The sequence below is a fragment of the Streptomyces nigrescens genome (assembly GCF_027626975.1).
GTDB lineage: Bacteria > Actinomycetota > Actinomycetes > Streptomycetales > Streptomycetaceae > Streptomyces > Streptomyces nigrescens.
Genome location: NZ_CP114203.1, coordinates 2330385 through 2352376 on the forward strand (window position 1 = coordinate 2330385; position 21992 = coordinate 2352376).

The following is a 21992-nucleotide window of genomic DNA, read 5'->3' on the forward strand; positions in this document are numbered from 1 at the left end:
ACCGCGCTCACTACCGGGCCGTCGATCACACCCCGGGCGCGGAAGGTACTGCCGCGCCGAAGGATGCGCTCGACGCGAGGACGCATCACCGCGGCGCGTATCCCTGCAGGAAGGCCCGTACGCCCGACTCGATGATCGTGCCCTCCGCCTCCTCCGAGAGCGGCAACGCCCCGTGGAAGCTCCGGTCGTCGATCTCGGCCACCGTGAGCAGCAGCAAATGGCGGGCCGCCCGCGCCGGATCGTCCGCCGTGAGCAGCCCGTCGGCGGCCAGCCGCTCGAACCGCTCGGCCACCGCCTCGGCCGCTCGCTGCGGTCCGCTGCGCCGCCAGGCCGTGAGGAACTCCTCCGGCACATGGGCACTCTCGACCCGCATCTGCCGGACGACCGCGAAGTGATCGGAGAACCGGTGCAACGGGGCGACCCAGGCCCGTACGAACTCGACGAGGTCCTGCTCCAGGTCGGCCGCGGTCACCTTGTGCAGCCGTCGGTCGATCGCGTCGAGACGCGCCTCGACGACCGTTTCCGAGCCCTCGACCACCACGGCCCGGAAGAGCTGGGCCTTGCCGTCGGGGAAGTGGTTGTAGATCGTGCGGGTGGAGACCACGGCCTCCTTGGCGATCGAATCGATACTCGTGCGCGTATAGCCGTCACGCCCGAAGACCTTGCGCGCGCCCCGCACGATGGCCGCCCGCTTCTCCGCCATGCCCTGCCTCATGGGTGACTTCCCTCTCTGCCGCTGCCGCCCTGGTCAAGGTATCCGCCCGAAGAAAAAGTACAACGGGCGTTGCATTCACTGCCATACACGTTGTACTTTACTCTGCGTGACGAAGTGCGCGGGCACCGAGGCCGAGGAGCCGGCGGACAGCCGTCGCCGCTGAGAATGATCAACGGGGTGACCTCACCCCTGGCAGGGGCTGTGCACCGGCATCAGCCCAAGGAAAAGAGAGGAAGAGCTTGCCCACCAAGACACTGCAGATTCCCACCGCGGACGGCCGGGCCGACGCCTTCGCCGTCTTCCCCGACCACGGCGAGCGGCACCCAGGGGTGCTGATGTACGCGGACGCCTTCGGCATCCGGCCCGTGCTGCGGGAGATGGCCCGCGAGCTGGCCGAGCACGGGTATTACGTACTCATCCCCAACTTCTTCTACCGGCACGGCCCGGCACCGCTGATCGAACTTCCCGAGTACATCGGAGAAGAGGTCCGGCCCGCGGTCGTCGACAAGCTGATGCCCTTGATCGAGGCACACACCGCCGAACGTGTGCTGAGCGACGCCGACGCCTACCTCAGGTTCCTCACCAGCCGGCCCGAGGTCGGCGACGGACCGGTCGCGGTGACCGGCTACTGCATAGGCGGCCTGCTGGCGATGCGCACCGCGGCGGCCCACCCCGGCCTGGTGGCGGCCGTCGCCAACTTCCACGGCCCCGTGGGCGCCGACGGGCCCGACAGCCACCGTCTCCTCTCCAAGCTCACCGCCCAGGTCCACCTCGGCCACGCCGAAACCGATATGACGCCCGAGGCCCTCGGCGAGCTCAACCAGGCCCTGGACGCGGCGGGTGTCGACTACACCTCCGAGATCTACCCAGGCACCCTCCACGGCTTCACCATGTCCGACACCGACGCCTTCAACCCCGCCGCGCTGCAGCACCACTGGGACCGCCTGCTCCCCCTCCTCAACCGCACCCTGACCAACAACTGAGGCTCCGGCTCGGAACTCAAGCCTGAAAGGACACGGCTCCGGAGTGCTCGGCGCACACGCCGGCCGCACCGTAACGGCCTGCTCCTGGTGAGCTCGCGGCCTGGCTCCGCTTGACCTTGACACCGTGACAAGGTCTTCACTGGCGTCAAGGAGGTGGTCCGGACGACCATGCAGAAACAGGACACGGACACGACGCGAGCTCTCCAAGGGCTGGAGGACAGCCGCTCATCGGTGCGGCTGCGGGCAGCGCTTGCGGTCGGCACGACCCCTGACCCACGGTTCATCGACAAACTCATCGAACGATGCGCCAGCGAGCCCGAGTTCTACGTGCGCGAAATGCTGACATGGGCACTCACCCGCCACTCTCCCTCAATGACGGTTCCGGAGCTTCTCCATGAAGTCCGCTCGGAGCGTGCGCAGGCACGGAGCCAGGCGTTGCACACGCTGTCCAAGATCGGGGACCGGCAGGCCTGGCCGGCGATCACCCGGGCACTGCTGTCCGACGCCGACGAGGAGGTGGCGCGGAGCGCTTGGCGGGCAGCGGTCGTGCTCGTGCCCGAAGGTGAAGAGGCCGAGTTGGCCGCAGTGTTGACGACACAGCTCGGGCGCGGCGAACGGGAGACGCAACTGAGCCTCAGCCGGGCGCTGATCGCGCTCGGAGAGGTGATGTTGCCGGCTCTGCGCCCGGCGATGACGGATGTCGCCCCTCGTGTGCGGGCACACGCGATCGCCACGGAACGGCTGTTGCGCGACCCGGATGCGGGTTTCGAGTTCGCGATCGAAGAGGCGAAGCGCATCGTGGCCCTCGGCAGGACCGGCCAGGAGGAGTGAGAGGCAGTGTTGATCGGTGAGGTGGCACGACGGTCGGGGGTCAGCGCCCGCATGCTCAGGCATTACGACTCGCTCGGCCTCGTGCGGCCCACGGGACGTACCGACGGTGGCTATCGCGAGTACTCCGGCGAGGACATCCGGCGGATCTTCCATATCGAGAGCCTGCGGTCCTTGGGGCTGTCGCTGCGTGACGTCAGCCGCGCGCTCGATGATCCCGGCTTCACGCCATCGGAGCTCGTCGACGACCTCATCCGCCAGACGCGAGAACGCATCGCAGGGGAAACGGAGTTGCTCACGCGACTTCGCCGGATCGGTACCGCGGAACCCGACGGCTGGGAGGACGTCCTCCAGATCGTTGCCCTCCTCCAGGCGTTGGGGTCGAAGAGCGCCGGGACGCGCCAGCGCGCGGCCTTGTCCTCAGTGGAAGAGGTGGGGGTGCCAGTGGAGGCACTGGTCGAGGCAGCGCTGAACGAGACGGACGAGAACGTCGCCGGAGCACTTCGATGGGCTCTGGCGCAGTCGGGCGAGGGCGCAGCGGCGCTGCTGGCGGAGGGCCTCGGCTCACCGGTGGCCGAGGTACGGAAACGTGCCGTCCGCTCCCTCGCTGAGATGCCGAACGATGAGGCGACCGCGCTGCTGCAGGACGCCCTCGCGAACCCCGACCTCGTGGTCCGCAGGTATGCAGCGCTGGCGCTCGGGGCACGTGGAGTGGCCGATGCGGTCCCGACGCTCGTCGATATGGTCGTCGAGGACTCGAATGACGTCGATGCAGCCGATGCACTGAGCACGCTGGCGGGTGACCCCGTATTGGCGGAGCAGATCGCCACCGGGCTCATTGATTGCCTTGCCCGCGCCACCCTTGAACCGTCTGCGCGTCGACGGCTGACACAGGCGCTCGCGGACATCCCGGGAAGCACCACGTCATGTGCCCTCGCGGAGCTGTCCCATGACGAAGACCGTGTCGTTGCGCTGACTGCGGCCTACATTCTCGGGATACGCGAGTCTCATCGACGCGGCCACCACACACGAGCGAAGGTTGCTGCGGGTCGTGAGGGACCGGCAGCTGGCGCCGCACATCCGGAGCTTGGAGTGCGGGACACGGGACGGGAGAGGTGAGGTGACGATGAAGGCGGTTCAGCTGGTGGGCGGGCCCGTGGAGTTACGGGGTGCGCTGGACCTGGAGGTCACGGAGGCGGGGGTGATGCCGCGCCGGTTGCCCGCGTGGACCAAGGAGCAGTACCAGGACCCATCGGTCCACGGGGTGACCGTGATGCCTTCGGGCGTGCGGCTGGTGTTCCGTACCGACGCGCGCGAGCTGGAGTTCGAGGTGCTGACCTCCACGGGGCAGCTCGCCACCGACCCCCGGCCCCGCCCGACCGGGATGCTGGAACTGCTGGTGGACGGCGCCCCGGCCGGGCGACGGCAAGCGCCGGTGGGCAATGTGCTGCTGATGGCGGGCCCCGGGACCGTACAGCGAGTGATCCCGGGCGAGCCGGGGACCGTACGGTTCGCCGGGCTGCCGGCCGGTATGAAGCAGATCGAGCTGTGGCTGCCGCAGCAGACCCCCACGGAGCTGGTGGCACTGCGCGCCGACGGCTCGGTGCTGGCGCCGCTGCCGGACGGGCGGCGCCGCTGGGTGCACCACGGCAGTTCCATCAGCCACTGCCTCGAGGCGGACGGCCCGACCGGCACCTGGCCGGTGGTGGCGGCCGCGCTCGGGGGCGTGGAGGTGATCAACCTCAGCCAGGCGGGCAACGCGCTGCTGGATCCCTATGTGGCCCGGACGATCCGCGATATGCCCGCCGATCTGATCAGCCTCAAGGCCGGCATCAACATCGTGAGCCTGGCCGCCTTCCGGCTGCGGACGTTCGGCCCGGCGGTACACGGATTCCTGGACACGATCCGGGACGGACACCCGGACACCCCGCTGCTCCTGATGTCCCCGGTGAGCTGTCCGGCCCTGGAGGAGACCCCCGGTCCGACCGCGACGGGCCCGGACGGGAAGCTCACCGCCCTGGGCGACCCTGCCGAGGTGGCCGGTGGGGCGTTGTCGCTGACGGTGGTCCGCGCCGAACTGGCCCGGATCGTGGCGGCCCGGCAGACACACGATCCCCACCTGCACTATCTCGACGGACGCGAACTGCTCGGCCCCGACGAGACGGATGACCTGGCCGACGGCCTGCACCCCGGCGCCGCCGCGTACCGCCGGATGGGCAGACGCTTCGCCGCCCATGCCTTCGGGGACGAGGGTCCCTTTCACGGAAGCGGAGCCGAACCCGGGTGACTTGCGCGGGTCACCCGGGTGCCTGGGAACCCGGGCACCGGGGACATGGCACCGGCGATATGGAGCCGGTCTCAAGTGGCCCGTCCGATGCGGTCGTTGCGTCACCTGACCCGGTTCGCCGCGGGCGGGGGCAAAACGGCGGGGACAAACAGCAAGGACAAACGGCAGGGAGGAGCAGCAGGGAGGAGCAGCAGGGACAAAAACGGTGGACAGAGGTCACGGGAACCGCAGACTTGGCACATGACCGCATCGGGCCCCAAGGCCGACCTTCACCGCTACCTGCAGTCCGCCCGCGATGCCCTGCTGTGGAAGCTCGAAGGGCTTTCGGAGTACGACATCCGCCGCCCACTGACGCCGACCGGCACCAACCTCCTGGGCATGGTGAAACACGTGGCGAGTGTGGAGCTGGGCTACCTCGGCGACACCTTCGGACGGCCGTCCGGCGAGCCGCAGCCCTGGCTCGAAGACGGCGCTGAGCCGAACGCGGACATGTGGGCCACCGCCGACGAGTCACGCGAGCAGATGGTGGGGCTCTACCGCCGGGCGTGGGCACACGCGGACGCGACGATCGACGCACTGGCGCTGGACACCATCGGCAGGGTGCCGTGGTGGCCGAGCGACAAGAACGAGGTGACGTTGCATCACGCCGTGGTGCGCGTGATCGCCGATACCCACCGGCACGCGGGGCACGCCGATGTCCTCCGGGAACTCATGGACGGCGCCGTGGGGATGAACAAGGGCAAAGACGACATGCCGCCAGTCGACTCGGCGTGGTGGGAGAACTACCGCAGCCGGCTGGAGCGTGCGGCGCGGGAAGCCGACCGAGGGGCGTAACTCCGGGCCGGAGAGCATCGTGGGTTGCTTGCGCTCGGAGTGCACTGGCGGCGGCCGGGCGGCCCCCTCAATCGTGCTGAATACGGCCGCTCTCCGCCTCGGGTGTGTGATGATCACGCCTGTCCCAGCCGTCGCAGGGCCACGGCGCGGCGCCCACCGGCCTGCTCGCTGGTCCAGGTCGCCGGTCTGGTCCAGCCCGGCTTCCGGGTCGAGATCGAGGCGCTGGCCGTCCGCCCGGCGCCGGCGGAATCCAACGACCGGTGAGACCCGCCACTTGCCTGTGAGACCGGGCCTGTGAGAGCGGACAACGGGCGGGGCGCAACTCGCACACCCTCACCGGGGCTCCCCCGTGTCACGTTCGGCCCGTGACATCCGTCAGTGCGGTGACGGACACCGACGGGGAGGAATGAGGCCCATGAACGACCACGAGTGGCTGGCGGAACGCTTCGAGGAGAACCGCAGGCATCTGCGGGCGGTGGCCTACCGCATGCTCGGCTCGCTGAGCGAGGCGGACGACGCCGTCCAGGAGGCCTGGCTGCGGCTGAGCCGGTCCGGTGCGGACGACGTGGAGAACCTCGGCGGATGGCTAACGACGGTCGTCGGGCGGGTGTGCCTGGACCAGCTGCGGATGCGCAAGGCCCGCCGGGAGGACTCTCTGGAGGTGCATGTCCCCGAACCCCTCGTGAGCCGTCCGGACGCCCTCGACCCGGAACAAGAGGCACTGCTGGCCGACTCGGTCGGACTCGCGCTGCTCGTCGTCCTGGAAACCCTCACCCCCGTCGAGCGGCTGGCGTTCGTCCTGCACGACATGTTCGCGGTGCCCTTCGACGAGGTCGCGCCGCTCGTCGACCGCACCCCCGCCGCCGCGCGGCAGCTCGCCAGCCGCGCCCGCCGCCGTGTCCAGGGCGCCGCCCCGGCACCGGACACCGATCTCGCGCGCCAGCGGGAGGTGGTCGATGCCTTCCTCGCCGCCTCGCGCGGCGGTGACTTCGAGGGGCTGCTCGCGGTCCTCGACCCGGATGTCGTGCTGCGCGCCGACGCCGGTGGTACGCCCGAGGGACTGTCGAAGCTGGTCCGCGGAGCGCGCGCGGTCGTCGAGCAGGCGCTCACCTTCTCCCGGTTCGCCCCGTTCGCCCGCCCGGCACTGGTCAACGGCACCCCGGGGCTCGTCACGGCGCAAGGCGGGCAGCCGCTGTCCGTCCTGGGCTTCACCATCGCCCACGGGAAGATCGTCGAGATCAATATCCTCGCCGACCTCGCGCGGCTGAGCCGGCTGGATCTGTCGATCCTCGACGACTGACGGAGCGGGACCGGGGCGGGGCGGGCGAACCGGTCGGAGGGCGAGCGGGGCCGGGCGGCGGGGCGGCCGGGTTCAGCAGCCGGGGACCGGGCCGCCCTTCGCCAGTGCGCGCAACGCCTGCACCGCGCCCTTGAGGGTGCTGACGGGGACCAGCCGCAGCCCCTCCGGCGCGGGCCGCACCTGCGCGCACTCCGCCTTCGGCACGAGGAAGACGCTCGCCCCGTCGCGGCGGGCCGCCTGCATCTTGAGCGGCGCCCCGCCGACCGCGCCCACCGTTCCGTCGGCGTCGATCGTCCCCGTGCCGGCGATGGTGCGGCCGCCGGTGAGATCGCCGCCGCTGCCGTCGCCTGCCAGCTTGTCGACGATGCCGAGCGAGAACATCAGTCCGGCGCTGGGCCCGCCCACATCGTCGAGCCGCAGCCGCACCTTCACCCGGTCCGGGTCCCGGTGCAGAAAGCGGAGCGCGGCCGTGGTCGCGTCCCGCTGCGAGGACTTCATCTCCGCGACATTGTGCTGCGCGATCTCCGCATCGGACATGCCGGAGGGAAAGACCGCTTCCAGGGGCATCACCGCACGGTCCTTGCGGAACCACCCCTCGATCACGTCCCCCACGCGGATACCGGCGTCCGGCGCGGTCGCCTGGATCGCCACCATCCGCAGCTGGCCGGAGGTCTTGCGCACCGCGGCCCCGCTCGGCGAGATGACCTCCCCGCCGCCGTGCGTACCCAGCACATCCGTGGTCTGGCCCGGCCGCGCCACGGAGTACGGCAGCGGCGCGAACCCCGCGACGGCCAGCAGCGCCACGACGGGCACAGCGCCGAACACGAGGGCATGGGGGCGCGAGAGGGTGCGGCGGCGGGCCGGGGTTCCGGTGCGGGAGGGGCGCAGGGTCGTCACCCCGCAAATCTAGGGCAGGGCAATTGTCCGGCTTCATCCGACCCGGCACGGCCGCCTTGAGGGGGTGCCGGGGTCCGGCTGGCTTATCTTCCGGCACCACACGGCGAGTTCAGGCCGCACCGGTCGAATTGCCGGTCGTGCGGGCCCCGTTGAGGGTCGGGCGCGCGCCACAGACGGGCGAGCGGACCCGCCACCGCCTCCGTACGCCACTGCCCCGTTTGCCGTACACGTGCCGAAGGGCCGTACACGAGTGGCCCGTTGGAGCGGGCGGCGGTCAGCGCACACCGGACACCGGACCGGGCCTTCGGACGACGGTCAGCCGGGTGGGGCCGGAAAGGTGTGGCCGTACGTCGCCAGGGTGCGGTCGATGGCCGGGCCGAGGAACGCCCGGGTCAGGTCGGCGCGGCGGCCTAGCCGGTCGGAGGGGCGAGCGGGGCCGGGCGGATGGGGCGGTGCCGCGGGCCCGTAGCGGCGGTGCCGGATGTCGGCGATGACCTCGTCCGGGGCGCCGAGTTCACCGAGGACGGCCAGCGCCTCGCCCTTGCTGATGAGCGTGCCGTCGCGGAGGGTCACCGTGGCGCGGGCCAGGGTCAGCATGCCGAGGTCGACCCAGATGTCCTGGAGCCACTCTTCCGGCTCGTCCAGGGCGGGCCGCCAGAATTCCCGCAGGTCGGTGCGGATGAACGTGGCGAGCTCCGCGTCGGTCACCGGCGGGAGGAGGGTAGTGGGGGCGTCACCGTACAGGACGCGTCCGAACGTGTGGAGTTCGCGTCGGGTGACCGGAGTGACCGTGCGGCGCTTCAGTTCCCGGTGGGCCCAGGTGAGGTGGATATGTGCGGGGTCGGCCGTCTCGTCGGCCGCCAAGTAGCTGCAGTGCAGCTTCGCTGCGAGGGGGTCGGTCCGGTCCAGGGTCGCGTGCAGCTCGCCCAGTTGCCGTTCCTCCTCCGGCGTACACGGGCGGTCGACGATCGCGATCAGGTCGAGGTCACTGCGGCCCTGCTGGTAGTCGCCGCCTGCGAGGGAGCCGTGTGCCCAGAGCGCCCTGAGCGGGAGCCGGGGCCGGAGGGCGGCCAGAAAGCGGTCCAGGAGATGGGCCGTTGCCCGGTCGGTGGCCGGCCGGACAGGGGTGACTCGGTCAGGCGGGACTCCGTCAGGGGTGGTCCGGTCAGCAGGGTTCCGTTCGCCGGTGGCTTCGGCGGCCGCCCCGGGCGGGGCGGGCTCGGGGAGCGGGGCGGGTCCAGGGGTGGAGGTCATGACCGCAGTCTGGCCCTGACAAGGAGGCGGCGGCAGGAGGGCGGCCCCGTGCACCGCACATTCCCGGCCGATGTACGGAGTTCCGCGCGCGGCACGGACATCCGGCTCCTACGCTGACGCCGTGACGGCCACTCCGGAACCCGCGCCCGCCTGCCCGTCCCCGCCCGCCGCCACCGCCCCGCCATCTGCCGACCCGCCTCTCTGGCGTGACCGGCGGTTCGTCCTGCTGGCCGCCGCCCGCACCATCTCGGTCCTCGGGAACGGCTTCGCCCGGGTGGCGCTCTCCTTCGCGGTGCTGGCGCTGCCGGGGGCGGGTCCCGGGCAACTGTCACTGGTGCTGGCCTGTCAGGCGGTGCCCCAGCTGGTGTTCATCCTCGCGGGCGGGGTGATGGCGGACCGGATGTCGCGCTCCCGGCTGATGATCGTCACCGATCTCGTCGGCGCCGCCGCCTACGCCGGTCTCGCCGCCATGGTGCTGACCGGGCATGCCCCGTTGATGGCGCTCTGCGCACTGGCGGCGCTGGCGGGAACGGCCACCGCGCTGTTCTCCCCCGCGATGGACGGCGTCATTCCGCTGCTCGTCCCCGCCGGACGGCTGCAGCGGGCGAACGGGCTGCTGCGGGTCGGTATGAACAGCTCGATGCTGCTGGGGCTCGCACTGTCCGGTGTGGCCGTCGCCGTCGTCGGCGCGGGCTGGGCCCTGGCGCTCAACGCCGTGTCGTTCGTGGTGAGCGCGCTGCTGGTCCGGGGCCTCCGGCTGCCCGCGCGGGCCCGTACGGGGTCCTCGGGGTGGGCCGATCTGCGGGACGGCTGGCGGGAGTTCGCCGGACGGCAGTGGCTGTGGGTGGTCGTCGCGCAGTACTCGGTCGTCGTCGCCGCGCTCAATGCCAATGCCGGAGTGCTGGGGCCACTGGTGGCCGAGAACGAGCTGGGCGGGGCACGCTCCTGGTCACTGATCGTCGCCGCGCAGGCGCTGGGCACCATCACGGGCGCCGGGCTGGCCGCCCGTATCCGGGTGCGCCGGCCGGTGCTGATCGCGGTGCTGGCCACCTTCCCGCTGGCCCTCCCGATCGCGCTGCTCGCCGTGAGGGCGCCGGTGCCGTGGATCGCGCTGGCCATGTTCGGCTCGGGTATCGCCGCCGACATCTTCGGTGTGCTGTGGGCGACCACCATCCAGCGCGAGGTCCCGGAGGCGGCGCTGTCCCGCGTCAGCTCGTACGACTGGTTCGGCTCACTGGCCTTCGCGCCGCTCGGCCTGCTGATCGCCGGGCCGGTCGCGGCACGGACCGGCGTCGGCCCCGCCCTCGCCGGCTGCGCCGCGCTGATCGTCCTCGTCTCGGCGGCCGCCCTGCTCTCCCCCCAGGTACGCGGCCTACGCGCACCGGGGCCGGCGCCGACGGGCGAGGAGAGGGACGAGTGCGAAGCCGAGCGACCCCGCTGAAGTCCGGTGCGGGGAGGGGGGCGTCCCCAGGGGCGCAGGTATCCGCGCGACCAGCCACGACGCAGCCACAGCCGCATGACGCCACCTCTCGGCGCTTCCCACGAAGCACTCGGCAGTGCGGAGGAGCCTCGGCAATGCGGAGGCGCCTCAGCAGCGCGGCGGAGCCTCGACGGTGAGGTAGGTGGCATTGCCCGCTTCGCCTTACCGTCCCGCGAGCCCCACCCGTACCACCGTCACGATCTCCTCGTCGGAGAGCCCCAGCTTGCGGGCCTCGGCGATCAGCCGCTCCGCGGTTTCCCCGAGGCGGGCGCGGGCGGGAGCGGCCCCACCGATGACCACCGCACCTCGGCCGCGGCGGAGTTCGATCAGCCCCTCCTCCTTGAGGCGCTGATAGCCACGCAGCACGGTATGGACGTTCACGCCGAGGGACGCGGCGAGCTCGCGGGCGGCCGGCAGCCGCTCCCCGGTGTCCACCGTGCCGTCGGCGATGGCACCGCGGACCGAGGCCGCGATCTGGTCGCCGAGCGGGACGGACGACCCGGGGTCGACCCGGAAGAGCACCTCAGCCTCCTTGCCGCGCCTGCGCGCGGTCCGCATACGTGTTGAGCAGTGCGGCGGCCGTCGCGGCATCATCGACCGTCACCGCGAACTCCCTGCCGTTCGTCAGCCGCACCACGACGCCCTCCCCCGAGCGCAGTACGAGGCCGCTGGCGCCCGACCGGATGCGGTAGCCCCAGCCGCCGAACTCGGCGAAGCAGGCGATCCGGCGGCTGCCGGCCTCGGCGATACGGTCGACGGGGATGCGCCGCAGCCGGAAGCGACCGGGCAGCAGCGTCGGCGACAGGGCCAGCCCGCGCCGGTCCACGGTCACCCGCACGGAGGCCAGGGGCAGCACCACGGCACCGCCGAAGAGCAGTCCGGCGGCCGGGAACCAGCCGGCGAGGATGCCCACGACGAGTCCGGCGCCGAGCAGCAGGACACCCAGCACGATCAGCGGGGGTGAGCTGATGGTACGTGACCAGCCGGCGGTCGTGCCGGCGGGGACGTCGAGCCGGGACGTCGCACCGGGTGCCCGCCGGGGCCATGGGGGCGCCGCCCCGGCGAGCAGCCGCCCGAGCGCGCCGGCGAACAGCGCCACACCGAGACCCACGGGCAGTTGCCACCACGGTTCCCGGACGGCCGAGGCGTCGCTGGCGTCGGCGTTGGCGAGCAGCGTCCCGCAGAAGACGTAACCGAGCTCAGCGGAGGTGAAGTAGCAGCCGGCGATCAGCCACGGCACGTCGGGGGCCGGTACCCGCAGATGGATGAGCAGGCCGAAGACGGAGCCGAGGGCGAGGAGCAGGGCGAGGGACGCGGTCAGAAAGCCCGGAACCGAGGAGAAGCCGTCGGCGCGTTCGTCGCGGAAGTGGGTGGCCAGCGGATCGGGCAGCCGGTCGGCCACCCCCATATAGATACCGGCGAAGACCACGATCACGACAACGAAGGGGACGGCGGCGAGCCAGGTCCGCGCGGAGCCGTCCGAGGGCGGGGCGGAACGTAATGCACTCTTCATGACTACCTCTCAGTTGTTCGCATAGTAGTAGAACAACTCGGCATGTCGCAATACAGCTCCATCTCATATCTGAGATACGGTCACTCCATGGCAGACGACTACCTCGTACGCATCGGCAGGCTCATCCGTGACGCCCGGCAACACCGTGGCTGGACACAGACGCAGCTTGCGGAGGCTCTGGGCACCAGCCAGAGCGCCGTCAACCGCATCGAACGCGGGAATCAGAACATCAGTCTTGAGATGATCGCCCGGATCGGCGAGGCTCTCGACAGCGAAATCGTCTCGCTCGGCTACGCCGGGCCGATGCATCTGCGGGTGGTCGGCGGACGCCGGCTGTCCGGCAGCATCGACGTGAAGACGAGCAAGAACGCCTGTGTGGCGCTGCTGTGCGCCACACTGCTCAATGCGGGCCGCACAACTCTGCGCCGGGTGGCCCGTATTGAGGAGGTCTACCGCATCCTCGAAGTACTGGGCAGCATCGGCGTACGGACCCGGTGGATCAACGACGGCAACGATCTGGAGATCGTCCCGCCCGCGGAGCTCGACCTCGACTCGATGGACACCGAGGCGGCACGCCGCACCCGCAGCGTCATCATGTTCCTCGGCCCGCTGCTGCACCGCATGGACCACTTCAAACTGCCGTACGCGGGCGGCTGCGATCTCGGCACCCGCACCGTCACGCCCCACATGACGGCACTGCGCCACTTCGGCCTGGAGATCACCGCGACCGACGGCACCTACATCGCCGAGGTGGACCGCAGCGTCGCCCCCAAGCGCGCGATCGTACTGACCGAGCGCGGCGACACCGTCACCGAGAACGCGCTGCTGGCCGCCGCCCGGCACGACGGCGTCACGGTCATCCGCAACGCCTCCTCCAACTACATGGTCCAGGACCTCTGCTTCTTCCTGGAGGAGCTGGGCGTCCGGGTCGACGGCATCGGCACCACCACGCTCACCGTGCACGGCGCCGCACACATCGAACGCGATGTGGACTTCGCGCCGTCCGAGGACCCGGTCGAGGCAATGAGCCTGCTGGCAGCGGCAGTTGTCACCGAGTCCGAGCTGACGATCCGCCGGGTCCCGGTCGAGTTCCTGGAGATCGAACTCGCCGTCCTGGAGGAAATGGGCCTGGACCACGAGCGCAGCACGGAGTACGCCGCCGACAACGGCCGCACCCGGCTCATCGACCTGACGGTCCGCCCCTCCAAGCTCCAGGCCCCGCTCGACAAGATCCACCCGATGCCCTTCCCGGGCCTCAACATCGACAACGTCCCCTTCTTCGCGGCCATCGCGGCCAGCGCCCAGGGCCAGACCCTCATCCACGACTGGGTCTACGACAACCGCGCGATCTACCTGACGGACCTCAACCGCCTCGGCGCCCAGGTCAAACTCCTCGACCCGCACCGCGTCCTGGTCGACGGCACGACCCGCTGGCGCTCCGCAGAAATGATGTGCCCCCCGGCCCTGCGCCCGGCCGTCGTCGTCCTCCTGGCCATGATGGCCGCCGAGGGCACCTCCGTCCTGCGCAACGTCTATGTCATCAACCGGGGTTACGAGGACCTGGCGGAACGCCTCAATTCGATCGGGGCGCAGATCGAGATCTTCCGGGACATCTGAGGGGCGGATGCCGCCGCACCCTTCCTGAACCGCAGTGATGTGGGCCCTGGAGCGGGTGCGGCGGCATCTGTGGGGGGGCATGCGGCGATACGTGCACCACGTTCACCTTCCTGCGCGGCGGGGTCGGGACGCCCTGAGTCGTGGCGGCTTCTCTCGCGTTCTCGCACGGCGTGCCGTACCGCGATCCGAGCGTCCTGAGCCGTCAGGTGGAATGCGGCAACCGCCCCGCCGCGTTGGCCGGTTCGGTCTCGAAGGCCGAGAGGACCAGGCCGGTGACGTGCATGACGGCGTTCCATTCGTCTTGGTTCAGGTCCGGGAATTCCTCCAGCACAGAGCCAGGCACAGGACAGCCGTCGGCGCTCAGCAGTACCTGCCCGAGCGAGAGGCCCGAGCGGCTCAGGCACAGGCGTATCGCGGGCTGCGGTGGTGCTGTGGACAGTACTGCGATGTGGTGAGCGGCCTCCTGGTTGTCGGGAGTCTCCGACGCGAAGGCCAGAAGCGTGGTGCGCAGCCGGGCCGTGAGTTCGTCCTGCGGATTCCCGTGTTCCGCGAGGGCGGTCAGCGACCGGCAGAAGCTCTCCCTGCCCGGCGCTCGGGCCGGCCGCGGGAGGCGCTGCGGATGCGGTACGGCCTTATCACGTACGGGTTCGGGGGCGGGGTCGAGGTCGGGCTCCGACTCGAGCACTATGAGGATGAGCTTGCCGACCAGTAGCGCGGCTTCCCACTCGTCCTGGCACAGCGCCGGGTGCGTCTCCCGCACCCGTGTCGGGAGAGCGCTCCCGTCCGCTCTCCAGAGCAGGTTCGGCAGCCCCACGTCATGGTCGGCGAGCCGCAAACCGAGGTTCCGCCCCCAGGTGTGGTCCGCGCTGCCGAGGGTGACCGAGCCGACGCGGGAGCGCTCGCCCAGCATCTCCTCGGCCAGTTCGGACAGTGCGCATTCGAGGTCGGTACGGAGGTCGGCCTCGGGGGCGTGCCGCCCCGCTCCGATGCGCAGCAGCGCGTGGCGCAGGCGGGCGCGCGGCGATGGCGATGGCGATGGCGATGGCGAATTCATCGTCTCCTTCTACGGGAACGACCGGTTCCTACGGGAGCCGCCGGTCGGCGCCGTGTGGCACTCGATGATGACCGGGCATTTCCTGGCGTGTGCGTCCGGTGCCGGTCCTGGCTCCGTTCCGAGGGCCTGTGCGCTGATTGGCGTTGCTTATTGCACATTATTAGCAATAGCGAGAGGTAGGCAATTAACCTGCTCTCAGTAAGTGAGAGGAGCAGTGCATGCGTGGGGCACCCGTGGTGCTGGGCATTGAGTCGTCCTGTGATGAGACGGGGGCCGGGCTGGTGCGGAACGGCCGGCTGCTGGGGCATGCGGTGGCGTCGAGCATGGATGAGCATGCGCGGTTCGGGGGTGTGGTGCCGGAGATCGCGGCACGTGCCCATGTCCACTCGTTCAACCCGGTGGTGCGGCGGGCGCTGGACGAGGCCGGGCTGGGGATGTCCGATATCGGGGCGGTCGCGGTGACGACCGGGCCGGGGCTCTCCGGGGCGCTCCAGGTGGGGCTGGCCGGGGCGAAGAGCCTGGCGTACGCGCTGGATGTGCCGCTGTACGGGGTTCACCACCTGGCCGGTCATGTCGCCGCCGACACCCTCGCACACGGCCCGCTGCCCGATCCCTGTGTGGTGCTGATCGTCTCCGGGGGCCACACCTCGCTGCTCCTCGTCCGGGACCTGGCCCGCGAGCCGATCGTGCATCTCGGCGACACCCTGGACGACGCCGCCGGGGAGTGCTTCGACAAGGTCGCCCGGGTCTTCGGGCTGCCGTACCCCGGTGGCCCGGCCATCGACCGGGCGGCGCGCGAAGGTGATGCCCGCGCCGTGAGCTTTCCCCGGCCGCTGACCGGTCCGCGCGACGATCCGTACGGCTTCTCCTTCTCGGGGCTGAAGACGGCCGCCGCGCGGTGGGCGGAGCGGCACCGGGGGCAGGTCCTGCCGGTGGCGGACGGGGCGGCCTCGTTGCAGGAGGCGGTCGCCGATGTGCTGACCCGTAAGGCTGTTGCCGCCTGCACCGCCCACGGGGTCGGCACTCTCGTCGTGGTGGGCGGGGTGGCCGCCAACTCCCGTGTCCGGAGCCTTGCGGAGGAGCGGTGTGCCGCGGCCGGCATCGCGTTGCGGGTGCCGCCGCTGCGGCTGTGCACGGACAACGGGGCGATGATCGCCGCCATTGGGGATCTGCTGGTCCGGGCGGGTGCCGAACCCGCCCCGCTGGATGTTTCGATCGATCCGTCGGCGCCGTTGGAGTACGCCGCGCTGCATCCGGTGGCCCGCGCCGCCGCGGCGGTGTCCTGACGGCCGGAGGACCGGAGGGCCGGAGGGCCGAAGTCGCCGCTGGCGAGCGGCTTGCAGCGGATGCGGAGGGTGTCCCTGCCGTGTGCGCGGGTGCCTTGGCCGGCCGTCGTGGGAAGAGGGGCCGGTCAGGCCGTCATGCCGAGTGATCCGCCACCGGATACGGGATGAACGTGCCGCTGTTCTGGTCGATCTTCAGGGGTCGACCCAGGGGCGGGGCGGCGCGCTGGGGGCAGTCGAGGCGTTCGCAGACCCGGCAGCCCATGCCGATGGGTGTGGCGGCGGAGGCGCTGTCGAGGTCGAGGCCGTCGGAGTAGACCAGGCGTGCGGCGTGGCGGATTTCGCAGCCGAGGCCGATGGCGAAGGTCTTGCCCGGTTCGCCCCAGCCTCCTCGGTGGCGGGTGACCGCGCGGGCCGTCCACAAGTAGCGCTGCCCGTCCGGCATTTCGGCGATCTGGACGTGGATGCGGCCGGGTGCGGCGAAGGCTTCGTAGACGTTCCAGAGCGGGCAGGTGCCGCCGGCGCGGGAGAAGTGGAATCCGGTCGCGGACTGCCGCTTGGACATGTTGCCGGCGCGGTCGACGCGGACGAAGGAGAACGGCACCCCGCGCAGGCGGGGCCGCTGGAGGGTGCTCAGGCGGTGGCAGACGGTCTCGTAGCCGAGGCCGTAGCGGTCGGTGAGGCGTTCGATGTCGTAGCGCGCCTCTTCGGCCGCCTCGTGGAAAGGGCGGTAGGGCAGGATCAGCGCGGCGGCGAAGTAGTTGGCGATGCCGATGCGGGCCAGGGCGTGGGTGGGTGAGCCGGCCGGGAAGTCCTGGGCGGCCTGGCGGTCCAGTTCGTCGCCGTATTCGAGCAGGGCCAGCTGGGTCGCCATACGGAACGCGCGCTGTCCGGGGCGGAGGCGGCCGGAGAGGTGGAGGGTGCGGGACGCTTCGTCGTAGTGGTGCAGGTGGTTGCCGGTCCGGGCGGCCAGGCGCACGCCGTGGCCGTCGGCGAGGCGCGCCGTGAGGGCCCGTACGACGTCGCCGGGCCGGATGCCGATCTCCTCGGCCAGGTGCTCCGCCGCGAGGTCGGTGTCGTGCAGGTAGTTCTGGCGGCGGTAGAAGAAGTCCCGGATCTCTTCGTGCGGTGAGCGGGGTGCCTCCTGTCCGGTGTCCCGGCCGTCCGCGGCGTCGGCGAGCCGTTCGGCCAGGAGTTGGTTGCGGCGGCCCAGGTCGAGCAGGACCTTGGCGACCGCGGGCATCCGTGCGGAGAGTTCCGCGAGGTCGGCCGGGGACACCCGGGCTTCGGCGAGCTCCGTGGCCAGCGCCTCACGCAGATCCGCCACCAGGCGGGTCGTGTCGCGCTCCGAGAAGAAGCCGGGGTCGACGCCGAAGGCTTCGGTCAGCCGCAGCAGGACCGGCACGGTGAGCGGGCGGGAGTCGTGCTCCATCTGGTTCAGATAGCTGGGTGAGATGCCCAGGACCCGGGCCAGCTCGGCCTGGCTCATCCGGCGCTCCTCGCGCAGCCGTCGCAGCCGCGCTCCCGCGTAGGTCTTGCTCACCGCGCACCTCCGTAGTCCGGGACGGTCGTCAGCGTACGTGAACCATGCGTCGCAACACCCTTCGCAAAGTTGGCAAATGCGGCCATGAAGATTCGCAGAAGTTGGCACACGGCCATAGTTGTTGGCACTCAGTGCCGGTGCCAGAGTTCCTGTGCGGCCCGCCGGACCATGGCGGCCAACGCGCCCCACCGGGCCCGATTCACGGCCCTGAAGTCGGAGATCCCGGCAACGGCAGCAGGCTGACCGGCGGCATTGCTCAGCTCCACCCAGCGGCGGGAAGGCGGGCCGCATCCCAGACAGGACACCCAGTGCCATTCCCTTTCGCGGGCAGCGGGGAGATTGGCAGACCGGACAACCGAGGAGACGGTGACGACCATGGCAGAGGCAAGGACGACGGCGGCCGAGGAGCTCGCGCAGCGCTGGGCCACCGATCCCCGGTGGCAGGGCATCGAGCGCACCTACGGCGCCGAGGAGGTGGTCCGGCTCTCCGGCAGCGTCCGCGAGGAGCACACCCTGGCCCGGCGCGGTGCCGAGCGGCTGTGGCGGCAGCTGCACGAGCAGGACTACATCCACGCGCTGGGCGCGCTGACCGGCGGGCAGGCGGTACAGCAGGTCAAGGCCGGGCTGCAGGCGATCTACCTCTCCGGCTGGCAGGTCGCCGCCGACGCCAACCAGGCCGGCCACACCTACCCCGACCAGAGCCTGTACCCGGCCAACTCCGTTCCGCAGGTGGTGCGCCGGATCAACAACGCGCTGCTGCGCGCCGACCAGATCGCCACCGCCGAGGGCGACGGCGACACCACCGACTGGCTCGCCCCGGTCGTCGCCGACGCGGAGGCCGGTTTCGGCGGTCCGCTCAACGCCTGCGAGCTGACCAAGGCCATGATCGCGGCCGGTGCCGCCGGCATCCACTACGAGGACCAGCTCGCCTCGGAGAAGAAGTGCGGCCACCTCGGCGGCAAGGTTCTCGTCCCCACCGGCCAGCACATCCGCACCCTCAACGCGGCCCGTCTCGCCGCCGACATCGCCGATGTGCCCACCGTGATCGTGGCCCGTACGGACGCCCTCGCGGCGAACCTGCTGACCAGCGACATCGACGAGCGCGACGCCGAGTTCGTCACCGGCGAGCGCACGGCGGAGGGCTTCTACCGGGTCCGCAACGGCATGGCACCGGTCATCGCGCGGGGCCTGGCCTACGCCCCGTACGCCGACCTGATCTGGGTCGAGACCGGCACCCCTGATCTCGCACAGGCCCGGGAGTTCGCCGAGGCGATCCACGCCCGGTACCCGGACCAGATGCTGGCGTACAACTGCTCGCCGTCCTTCAACTGGAAGGCGGCGCTGGACGACGACCAGATCGCCAAGTTCCAGCGGGAGCTGGCCGCGATGGGCTACCGCTTCCAGTTCATCACCCTGGCCGGCTTCCACTCCCTCAACCACGGCATGTTCGACCTCGCCCGAGGCTATGCCGAGCACGGGATGACCGCCTATGTCGACCTGCAGGAGCGGGAGTTCGCCGCCCAGGCGCACGGCTTCACCGCCGTCAAGCATCAGCGTGAGGTCGGCACCGGCTACTTCGACCAGGTCTCCACGGCCCTCAACCCCGCCTCCTCCACCACCGCGCTGACCGGCTCCACCGAAGAGGAGCAGTTCCGCTAGGAGGCGTCTCCCTCTAGTAGGAGGCGTCTCCCCCTAGCCCGCCCTCGGGCGCCTGCCGTTCCGGCCCGTGACCGGGCGAGGGCCGGGCGACCGTCTCCGGCCGGCCCTCGCTCCGCTTCCCGATCAGGAGAACCTGATGTCCACCAGCGCACTGACACACCGCGTCCGGGTCCTCGCGGCGCCGGGCGACCGCCACGAGGAGATCCTCACGCCCGCGGCCCTGGACTTCGTCGGCCACCTGGCCGCCGCCTTCGGCGAGCGTCGCCTGGACGTCCTGCGGGAGCGCCGCCGCCAGGCGAGCCGTCTCGCGGCCGGCTCCCCGCTCGACTTCCGCCTCACCACCTCCGCCATCCGCGCGGACCGCTCCTGGCGCGTGGCGGCCCCGGCTCCGGGGCTGACCGACCGCCGGGTCGAGATCACCGGCCCGCCGGACCGCCGTATGACCGTCAACGCCCTCAACTCCGGTGCGCACGTGTGGATGGCCGACTTCGAGGACGCCACCTCCCCCACCTGGGAGCACATCGTCGGCGGTCAGCTCAACCTGCTCGACGCCATCGAGCGCCGGATCGACTTCACCACCGAGGCGGGCAAGGAGTACCGGCTGGGCGACCGGCTCGCCACCGTCATGGTCCGGCCCCGCGGCTGGCACCTGGACGAGGAACACCTGGAGTTCGACGGCCGGCCCGTGCCCGCCTCCCTCGTCGACTTCGGGCTCTACTTCTTCCACTGCGCGCAGCGCCGGATCGACGCCGGCCACGGGCCGTACTTCTACCTGCCGAAGCTGGAGAACCGGGGCGAGGCCCGCCTGTGGAACGACGTGTTCGTCCTCGCCCAGGAATTGCTCGGCATTCCCCGCGGCACCGTCCGCGCCACCGTACTCATCGAGACGATCACCGCCGCCGTCGAGATGGACGAGATCCTCTACGAGCTGCGCGAGCACAGCGCCGGGCTCAACGCCGGCCGCTGGGACTACCTGTTCAGCCTGATCAAGACCTTCGGGCACCGTACGGACTTCCTGTTGCCGGACCGGGCCAAGGTGACGATGACCGCCCCGTTCCTGCGGGCGTACGCGGAACTGCTGGTGCGCACCTGCCACCGGCGCGGCGCCCATGCGATCGGCGGCATGGCCGCGCAGGTGCCCGGCACGGACCGGGCCGCCCATGAGGCGGCGCCGGCCACGGTCCGGCTGGACAAGGAACGTGAGGCGGAGGACGGCTTCGACGGCTCCTGGGTCGCCCACCCCGGTCTCGTCCCCGTCTGCCGTGAGGTCTTCGACGGCGTCCTCGGGGACCGGCCGCACCAGATCGAGCGGACCCGCGACGATGTGGAGGTGACCGCCGCTGACCTGCTGTCGGTGCGCCGGATCAGCGGTCCGCCCACAGCGGAGGGGCTGCGCACCAACATCGCGGTCGCGCTGCGCTACTTCGACGCCTGGCTGCGCGGCAGCGGGGCCGTCGCCCTGTACGGCCTGATGGAGGACGCGGCAACCGCCGAGATCGCCCGTGCGCAGATCTGGCAGTGGCTGCGGCACCGCGTCGTCGACCGGGAGACGGTGCTGCGGATGCTCGACGAGGAGAGCGCCGCCCTGGGTGCCGAGTACCCCTGGGCGGATGTCGACGCGGTGCGGGATCTCTTCGAACGGACCGCCCTGGCACGGGAGTTGCCGGCTTTCTTCACCCCCGATGCCTACACCCGTCACCTGGTCCGGCACGCGGAGGCACGGTCATGAGCGGGAGCATCCAGCGCGTCGGGGTGGTGGGAGGTGGCCAGATGGGCGCCGGTATCGCCGAGGTGTGCGCACGGGCCGGACTGGACACCGTCGTGTGCGAGGTGGACGCCATGGCCGCCCGCGCCGCGGAGGAACGGGTGGCGGCCTCGCTGGACCGCGCGGTACGGCACGGAAAGCTGGAGCGGGACGCGGCGCAGGACGCCCTCGCGCGGACGGTCTTCACCGCCGGTCTCGACGGCCTCGCCGACCGGCAGCTCGTCGTCGAGGCCGTCGTGGAGAACGCGGACGCCAAGACCGAGATCTTCACCGCGCTCGACAAGATCGTCGAGGATCCCGGTGCCGTCCTCGCGTCGAACACCTCTTCCCTCCCCGTGATGCGCCTGGGGGTGGCGACGCGGCGCGCCGACCGGGTCGTCGGCCTGCACTTCTTCAACCCCGTGCCCGTGCTGCCGCTGGTGGAGGTCGTGACCTCCCTCCACACGGCGCCCGAGACGGTCACGGCCGTCGAGGACTTCGCCACCCGGACCCTCGGCAAGAGCGTCATCCGCTCGCAGGACCGGGCGGGCTTCGTCGTCAACGCCCTGCTCATCCCGTATCTGCTGTCGGCCGTGCGGATGACGGAGTCCGGCTTCGCCTCCGCCGCCGACGTCGACGCGGGTATGGAGCTCGGCTGTGCCCACCCCATGGGACCGCTGAAGCTCGCGGACCTGATCGGCCTGGACACCGTCGCCTCGATCGCCCGGTCCCTGTACGACGAGTTCAAGGAACCCCTTTACGCGCCGCCCCCGCTGCTCCAGCGCATGGTGGAGGCGGGCCTGCTGGGCCGCAAAACGGGCCGGGGGTTCCACACCTACCACCGGGGCTGAGGGGCCCCGGTCCGCCGCCGGGCCGAGGGACCCGCGCGGCTGCTGTGGAACGGGGTGCGGAGCAGAGGGGGGCCGGACCGAACTGCTCCGCACCCCGTTACGGGGCCGTCCCGGCCGCAGCTGATGGCCTGGTCGGTCTCGGAGAGGGGA

Annotated in this window: 20 protein-coding genes; 13 read left to right on the forward strand and 7 right to left on the reverse strand. The window is 71.1% G+C overall.

Annotation, left to right across the window (positions count from 1 at the left end; translation table 11 throughout):
* Window positions 1-85: 85 nt before the first annotated feature.
* Window positions 86-715 (reverse strand): TetR/AcrR family transcriptional regulator, encoded by a 630-nt coding sequence (locus STRNI_RS10500; RefSeq protein WP_277411064.1) that lies wholly within the window; start codon window positions 713-715, stop codon window positions 86-88.
* A gap of 239 nt (window positions 716-954) precedes the next feature.
* Here STRNI_RS10500 and STRNI_RS10505 point away from each other — a divergent pair, with 239 nt between their 5' ends.
* The 7 genes from STRNI_RS10505 to sigJ all read left to right on the forward strand — a co-directional run bounded on the left by STRNI_RS10505 (window position 955) and on the right by sigJ (window position 6947).
* The gene (locus STRNI_RS10505) at window positions 955-1698 is read left to right on the forward strand and encodes a dienelactone hydrolase family protein (protein WP_277411065.1); all 744 of its coding nucleotides are present in this window, start codon (window positions 955-957) and stop codon (window positions 1696-1698) included.
* A gap of 168 nt (window positions 1699-1866) precedes the next feature.
* A complete protein-coding gene (locus STRNI_RS10510) occupies window positions 1867-2529 on the forward strand; it encodes a HEAT repeat domain-containing protein (RefSeq protein WP_277411066.1) in 663 nt (220 codons plus the stop codon).
* Between the two features lie 6 nt (window positions 2530-2535).
* Window positions 2536-3645: a HEAT repeat domain-containing protein gene (locus tag STRNI_RS10515; protein WP_277411067.1), complete on the forward strand. Its 1110-nt coding sequence runs from the start codon at window positions 2536-2538 to the stop codon at window positions 3643-3645.
* A gap of 7 nt (window positions 3646-3652) precedes the next feature.
* Window positions 3653-4813, forward strand: coding sequence for a GDSL-type esterase/lipase family protein (locus STRNI_RS10520; RefSeq protein WP_266442665.1), 1161 nt, complete (start codon window positions 3653-3655; stop codon window positions 4811-4813).
* 240 nt (window positions 4814-5053) lie between these two features.
* Entirely contained in the window at window positions 5054-5647 is a 594-nt protein-coding gene (locus STRNI_RS10525; protein ID WP_277411068.1) for a DinB family protein, read from the forward strand.
* A 102-nt stretch (window positions 5648-5749) separates the two neighbouring features.
* Window positions 5750-5911: a hypothetical protein gene (locus STRNI_RS10530; RefSeq protein ID WP_381845807.1), complete on the forward strand. Its 162-nt coding sequence runs from the start codon at window positions 5750-5752 to the stop codon at window positions 5909-5911.
* Between the two features lie 151 nt (window positions 5912-6062).
* Window positions 6063-6947, forward strand: a complete 885-nt coding sequence (gene sigJ / locus STRNI_RS10535) for an RNA polymerase sigma factor SigJ (RefSeq protein WP_018088855.1) — start codon at window positions 6063-6065, stop codon at window positions 6945-6947.
* Between the two features lie 72 nt (window positions 6948-7019).
* Here sigJ and STRNI_RS10540 read toward each other — a convergent pair whose 3' ends face one another.
* Window positions 7020-7844, reverse strand: coding sequence for a S16 family serine protease (locus tag STRNI_RS10540; protein WP_277411069.1), 825 nt, complete (start codon window positions 7842-7844; stop codon window positions 7020-7022).
* Window positions 7845-8159: 315 nt separating this feature from the next.
* Window positions 8160-9098 carry a nucleotidyltransferase domain-containing protein gene (locus tag STRNI_RS10545; protein ID WP_277411070.1) on the reverse strand — a complete coding sequence of 313 codons (939 nt, stop codon included), beginning with the start codon at window positions 9096-9098 and terminating at the stop codon, window positions 8160-8162.
* A 121-nt stretch (window positions 9099-9219) separates the two neighbouring features.
* Here STRNI_RS10545 and STRNI_RS10550 point away from each other — a divergent pair, with 121 nt between their 5' ends.
* The gene (locus STRNI_RS10550) at window positions 9220-10539 is read left to right on the forward strand and encodes an MFS transporter (protein WP_277411071.1); all 1320 of its coding nucleotides are present in this window, start codon (window positions 9220-9222) and stop codon (window positions 10537-10539) included.
* 201 nt (window positions 10540-10740) lie between these two features.
* Here the strand turns inward: STRNI_RS10550 and STRNI_RS10555 are convergent, their stop codons facing one another.
* Both STRNI_RS10555 and STRNI_RS10560 read right to left on the reverse strand, forming a co-directional pair.
* Window positions 10741-11100: a GntR family transcriptional regulator gene (locus STRNI_RS10555; protein ID WP_093648684.1), complete on the reverse strand. Its 360-nt coding sequence runs from the start codon at window positions 11098-11100 to the stop codon at window positions 10741-10743.
* Window position 11101: 1 nt separating this feature from the next.
* Complete coding sequence (locus tag STRNI_RS10560) at window positions 11102-12091, reverse strand: DUF1648 domain-containing protein (protein WP_277411072.1); 990 nt, start codon at window positions 12089-12091, stop codon at window positions 11102-11104.
* A gap of 87 nt (window positions 12092-12178) precedes the next feature.
* Here STRNI_RS10560 and STRNI_RS10565 point away from each other — a divergent pair, with 87 nt between their 5' ends.
* The gene (locus STRNI_RS10565) at window positions 12179-13708 is read left to right on the forward strand and encodes a helix-turn-helix domain-containing protein (RefSeq protein ID WP_018088849.1); all 1530 of its coding nucleotides are present in this window, start codon (window positions 12179-12181) and stop codon (window positions 13706-13708) included.
* A gap of 202 nt (window positions 13709-13910) precedes the next feature.
* Here STRNI_RS10565 and STRNI_RS10570 read toward each other — a convergent pair whose 3' ends face one another.
* A complete protein-coding gene (locus STRNI_RS10570; RefSeq protein WP_277411073.1) occupies window positions 13911-14762 on the reverse strand; it encodes a hypothetical protein in 852 nt (283 codons plus the stop codon).
* Between the two features lie 218 nt (window positions 14763-14980).
* On the opposite strand from STRNI_RS10570, the gene tsaD reads away from it, so the two are divergent.
* On the forward strand, window positions 14981-16048 hold the full coding sequence (gene tsaD / locus STRNI_RS10575) for a tRNA (adenosine(37)-N6)-threonylcarbamoyltransferase complex transferase subunit TsaD (protein ID WP_277411074.1): 1068 nt from the start codon (window positions 14981-14983) through the stop codon (window positions 16046-16048).
* Window positions 16049-16181: 133 nt separating this feature from the next.
* On the opposite strand, the gene STRNI_RS10580 is transcribed toward tsaD, so the two are convergent.
* Window positions 16182-17588: a short-chain fatty acyl-CoA regulator family protein gene (locus STRNI_RS10580; RefSeq protein WP_159485669.1), complete on the reverse strand. Its 1407-nt coding sequence runs from the start codon at window positions 17586-17588 to the stop codon at window positions 16182-16184.
* 375 nt (window positions 17589-17963) lie between these two features.
* On the opposite strand from STRNI_RS10580, the gene aceA reads away from it, so the two are divergent.
* The 3 genes from aceA to STRNI_RS10595 all read left to right on the forward strand — a co-directional run bounded on the left by aceA (window position 17964) and on the right by STRNI_RS10595 (window position 21842).
* Entirely contained in the window at window positions 17964-19247 is a 1284-nt protein-coding gene (gene aceA, locus STRNI_RS10585) for an isocitrate lyase (protein ID WP_277411075.1), read from the forward strand.
* A gap of 136 nt (window positions 19248-19383) precedes the next feature.
* Window positions 19384-20976: a malate synthase A gene (gene aceB, locus STRNI_RS10590; RefSeq protein ID WP_277411076.1), complete on the forward strand. Its 1593-nt coding sequence runs from the start codon at window positions 19384-19386 to the stop codon at window positions 20974-20976.
* Window positions 20973-21842, forward strand: coding sequence for a 3-hydroxybutyryl-CoA dehydrogenase (locus tag STRNI_RS10595; protein ID WP_266442632.1), 870 nt, complete (start codon window positions 20973-20975; stop codon window positions 21840-21842). Before aceB ends, STRNI_RS10595 begins: the two co-directional genes overlap by 4 nt.
* Window positions 21843-21992 lie beyond the last annotated feature (150 nt).

Excerpts from the sequence above, each read along its gene's own strand:
- STRNI_RS10500 (WP_277411064.1), bottom strand. The coding sequence starts at position 715 with ATGAGGCAGGGCATGGCGGAGAAGCGGGCGGCCATCGTGCGGGGCGCG.
- STRNI_RS10510 (WP_277411066.1), top strand. The coding sequence starts at position 1,867 with ATGCAGAAACAGGACACGGACACGACGCGAGCTCTCCAAGGGCTGGAG.
- STRNI_RS10520 (WP_266442665.1), top strand. The coding sequence starts at position 3,653 with ATGAAGGCGGTTCAGCTGGTGGGCGGGCCCGTGGAGTTACGGGGTGCG.
- STRNI_RS10525 (WP_277411068.1), top strand. The coding sequence starts at position 5,054 with ATGACCGCATCGGGCCCCAAGGCCGACCTTCACCGCTACCTGCAGTCC.
- sigJ (WP_018088855.1), top strand. The coding sequence starts at position 6,063 with ATGAACGACCACGAGTGGCTGGCGGAACGCTTCGAGGAGAACCGCAGG.
- STRNI_RS10545 (WP_277411070.1), bottom strand. The coding sequence starts at position 9,098 with ATGACCTCCACCCCTGGACCCGCCCCGCTCCCCGAGCCCGCCCCGCCC.
- STRNI_RS10560 (WP_277411072.1), bottom strand. The coding sequence starts at position 12,091 with ATGAAGAGTGCATTACGTTCCGCCCCGCCCTCGGACGGCTCCGCGCGG.
- STRNI_RS10565 (WP_018088849.1), top strand. The coding sequence starts at position 12,179 with ATGGCAGACGACTACCTCGTACGCATCGGCAGGCTCATCCGTGACGCC.
- STRNI_RS10570 (WP_277411073.1), bottom strand. The coding sequence starts at position 14,762 with ATGAATTCGCCATCGCCATCGCCATCGCCATCGCCGCGCGCCCGCCTG.
- tsaD (WP_277411074.1), top strand. The coding sequence starts at position 14,981 with ATGCGTGGGGCACCCGTGGTGCTGGGCATTGAGTCGTCCTGTGATGAG.
- aceA (WP_277411075.1), top strand. The coding sequence starts at position 17,964 with ATGGCAGAGGCAAGGACGACGGCGGCCGAGGAGCTCGCGCAGCGCTGG.
- aceB (WP_277411076.1), top strand. The coding sequence starts at position 19,384 with ATGTCCACCAGCGCACTGACACACCGCGTCCGGGTCCTCGCGGCGCCG.
- STRNI_RS10595 (WP_266442632.1), top strand. The coding sequence starts at position 20,973 with ATGAGCGGGAGCATCCAGCGCGTCGGGGTGGTGGGAGGTGGCCAGATG.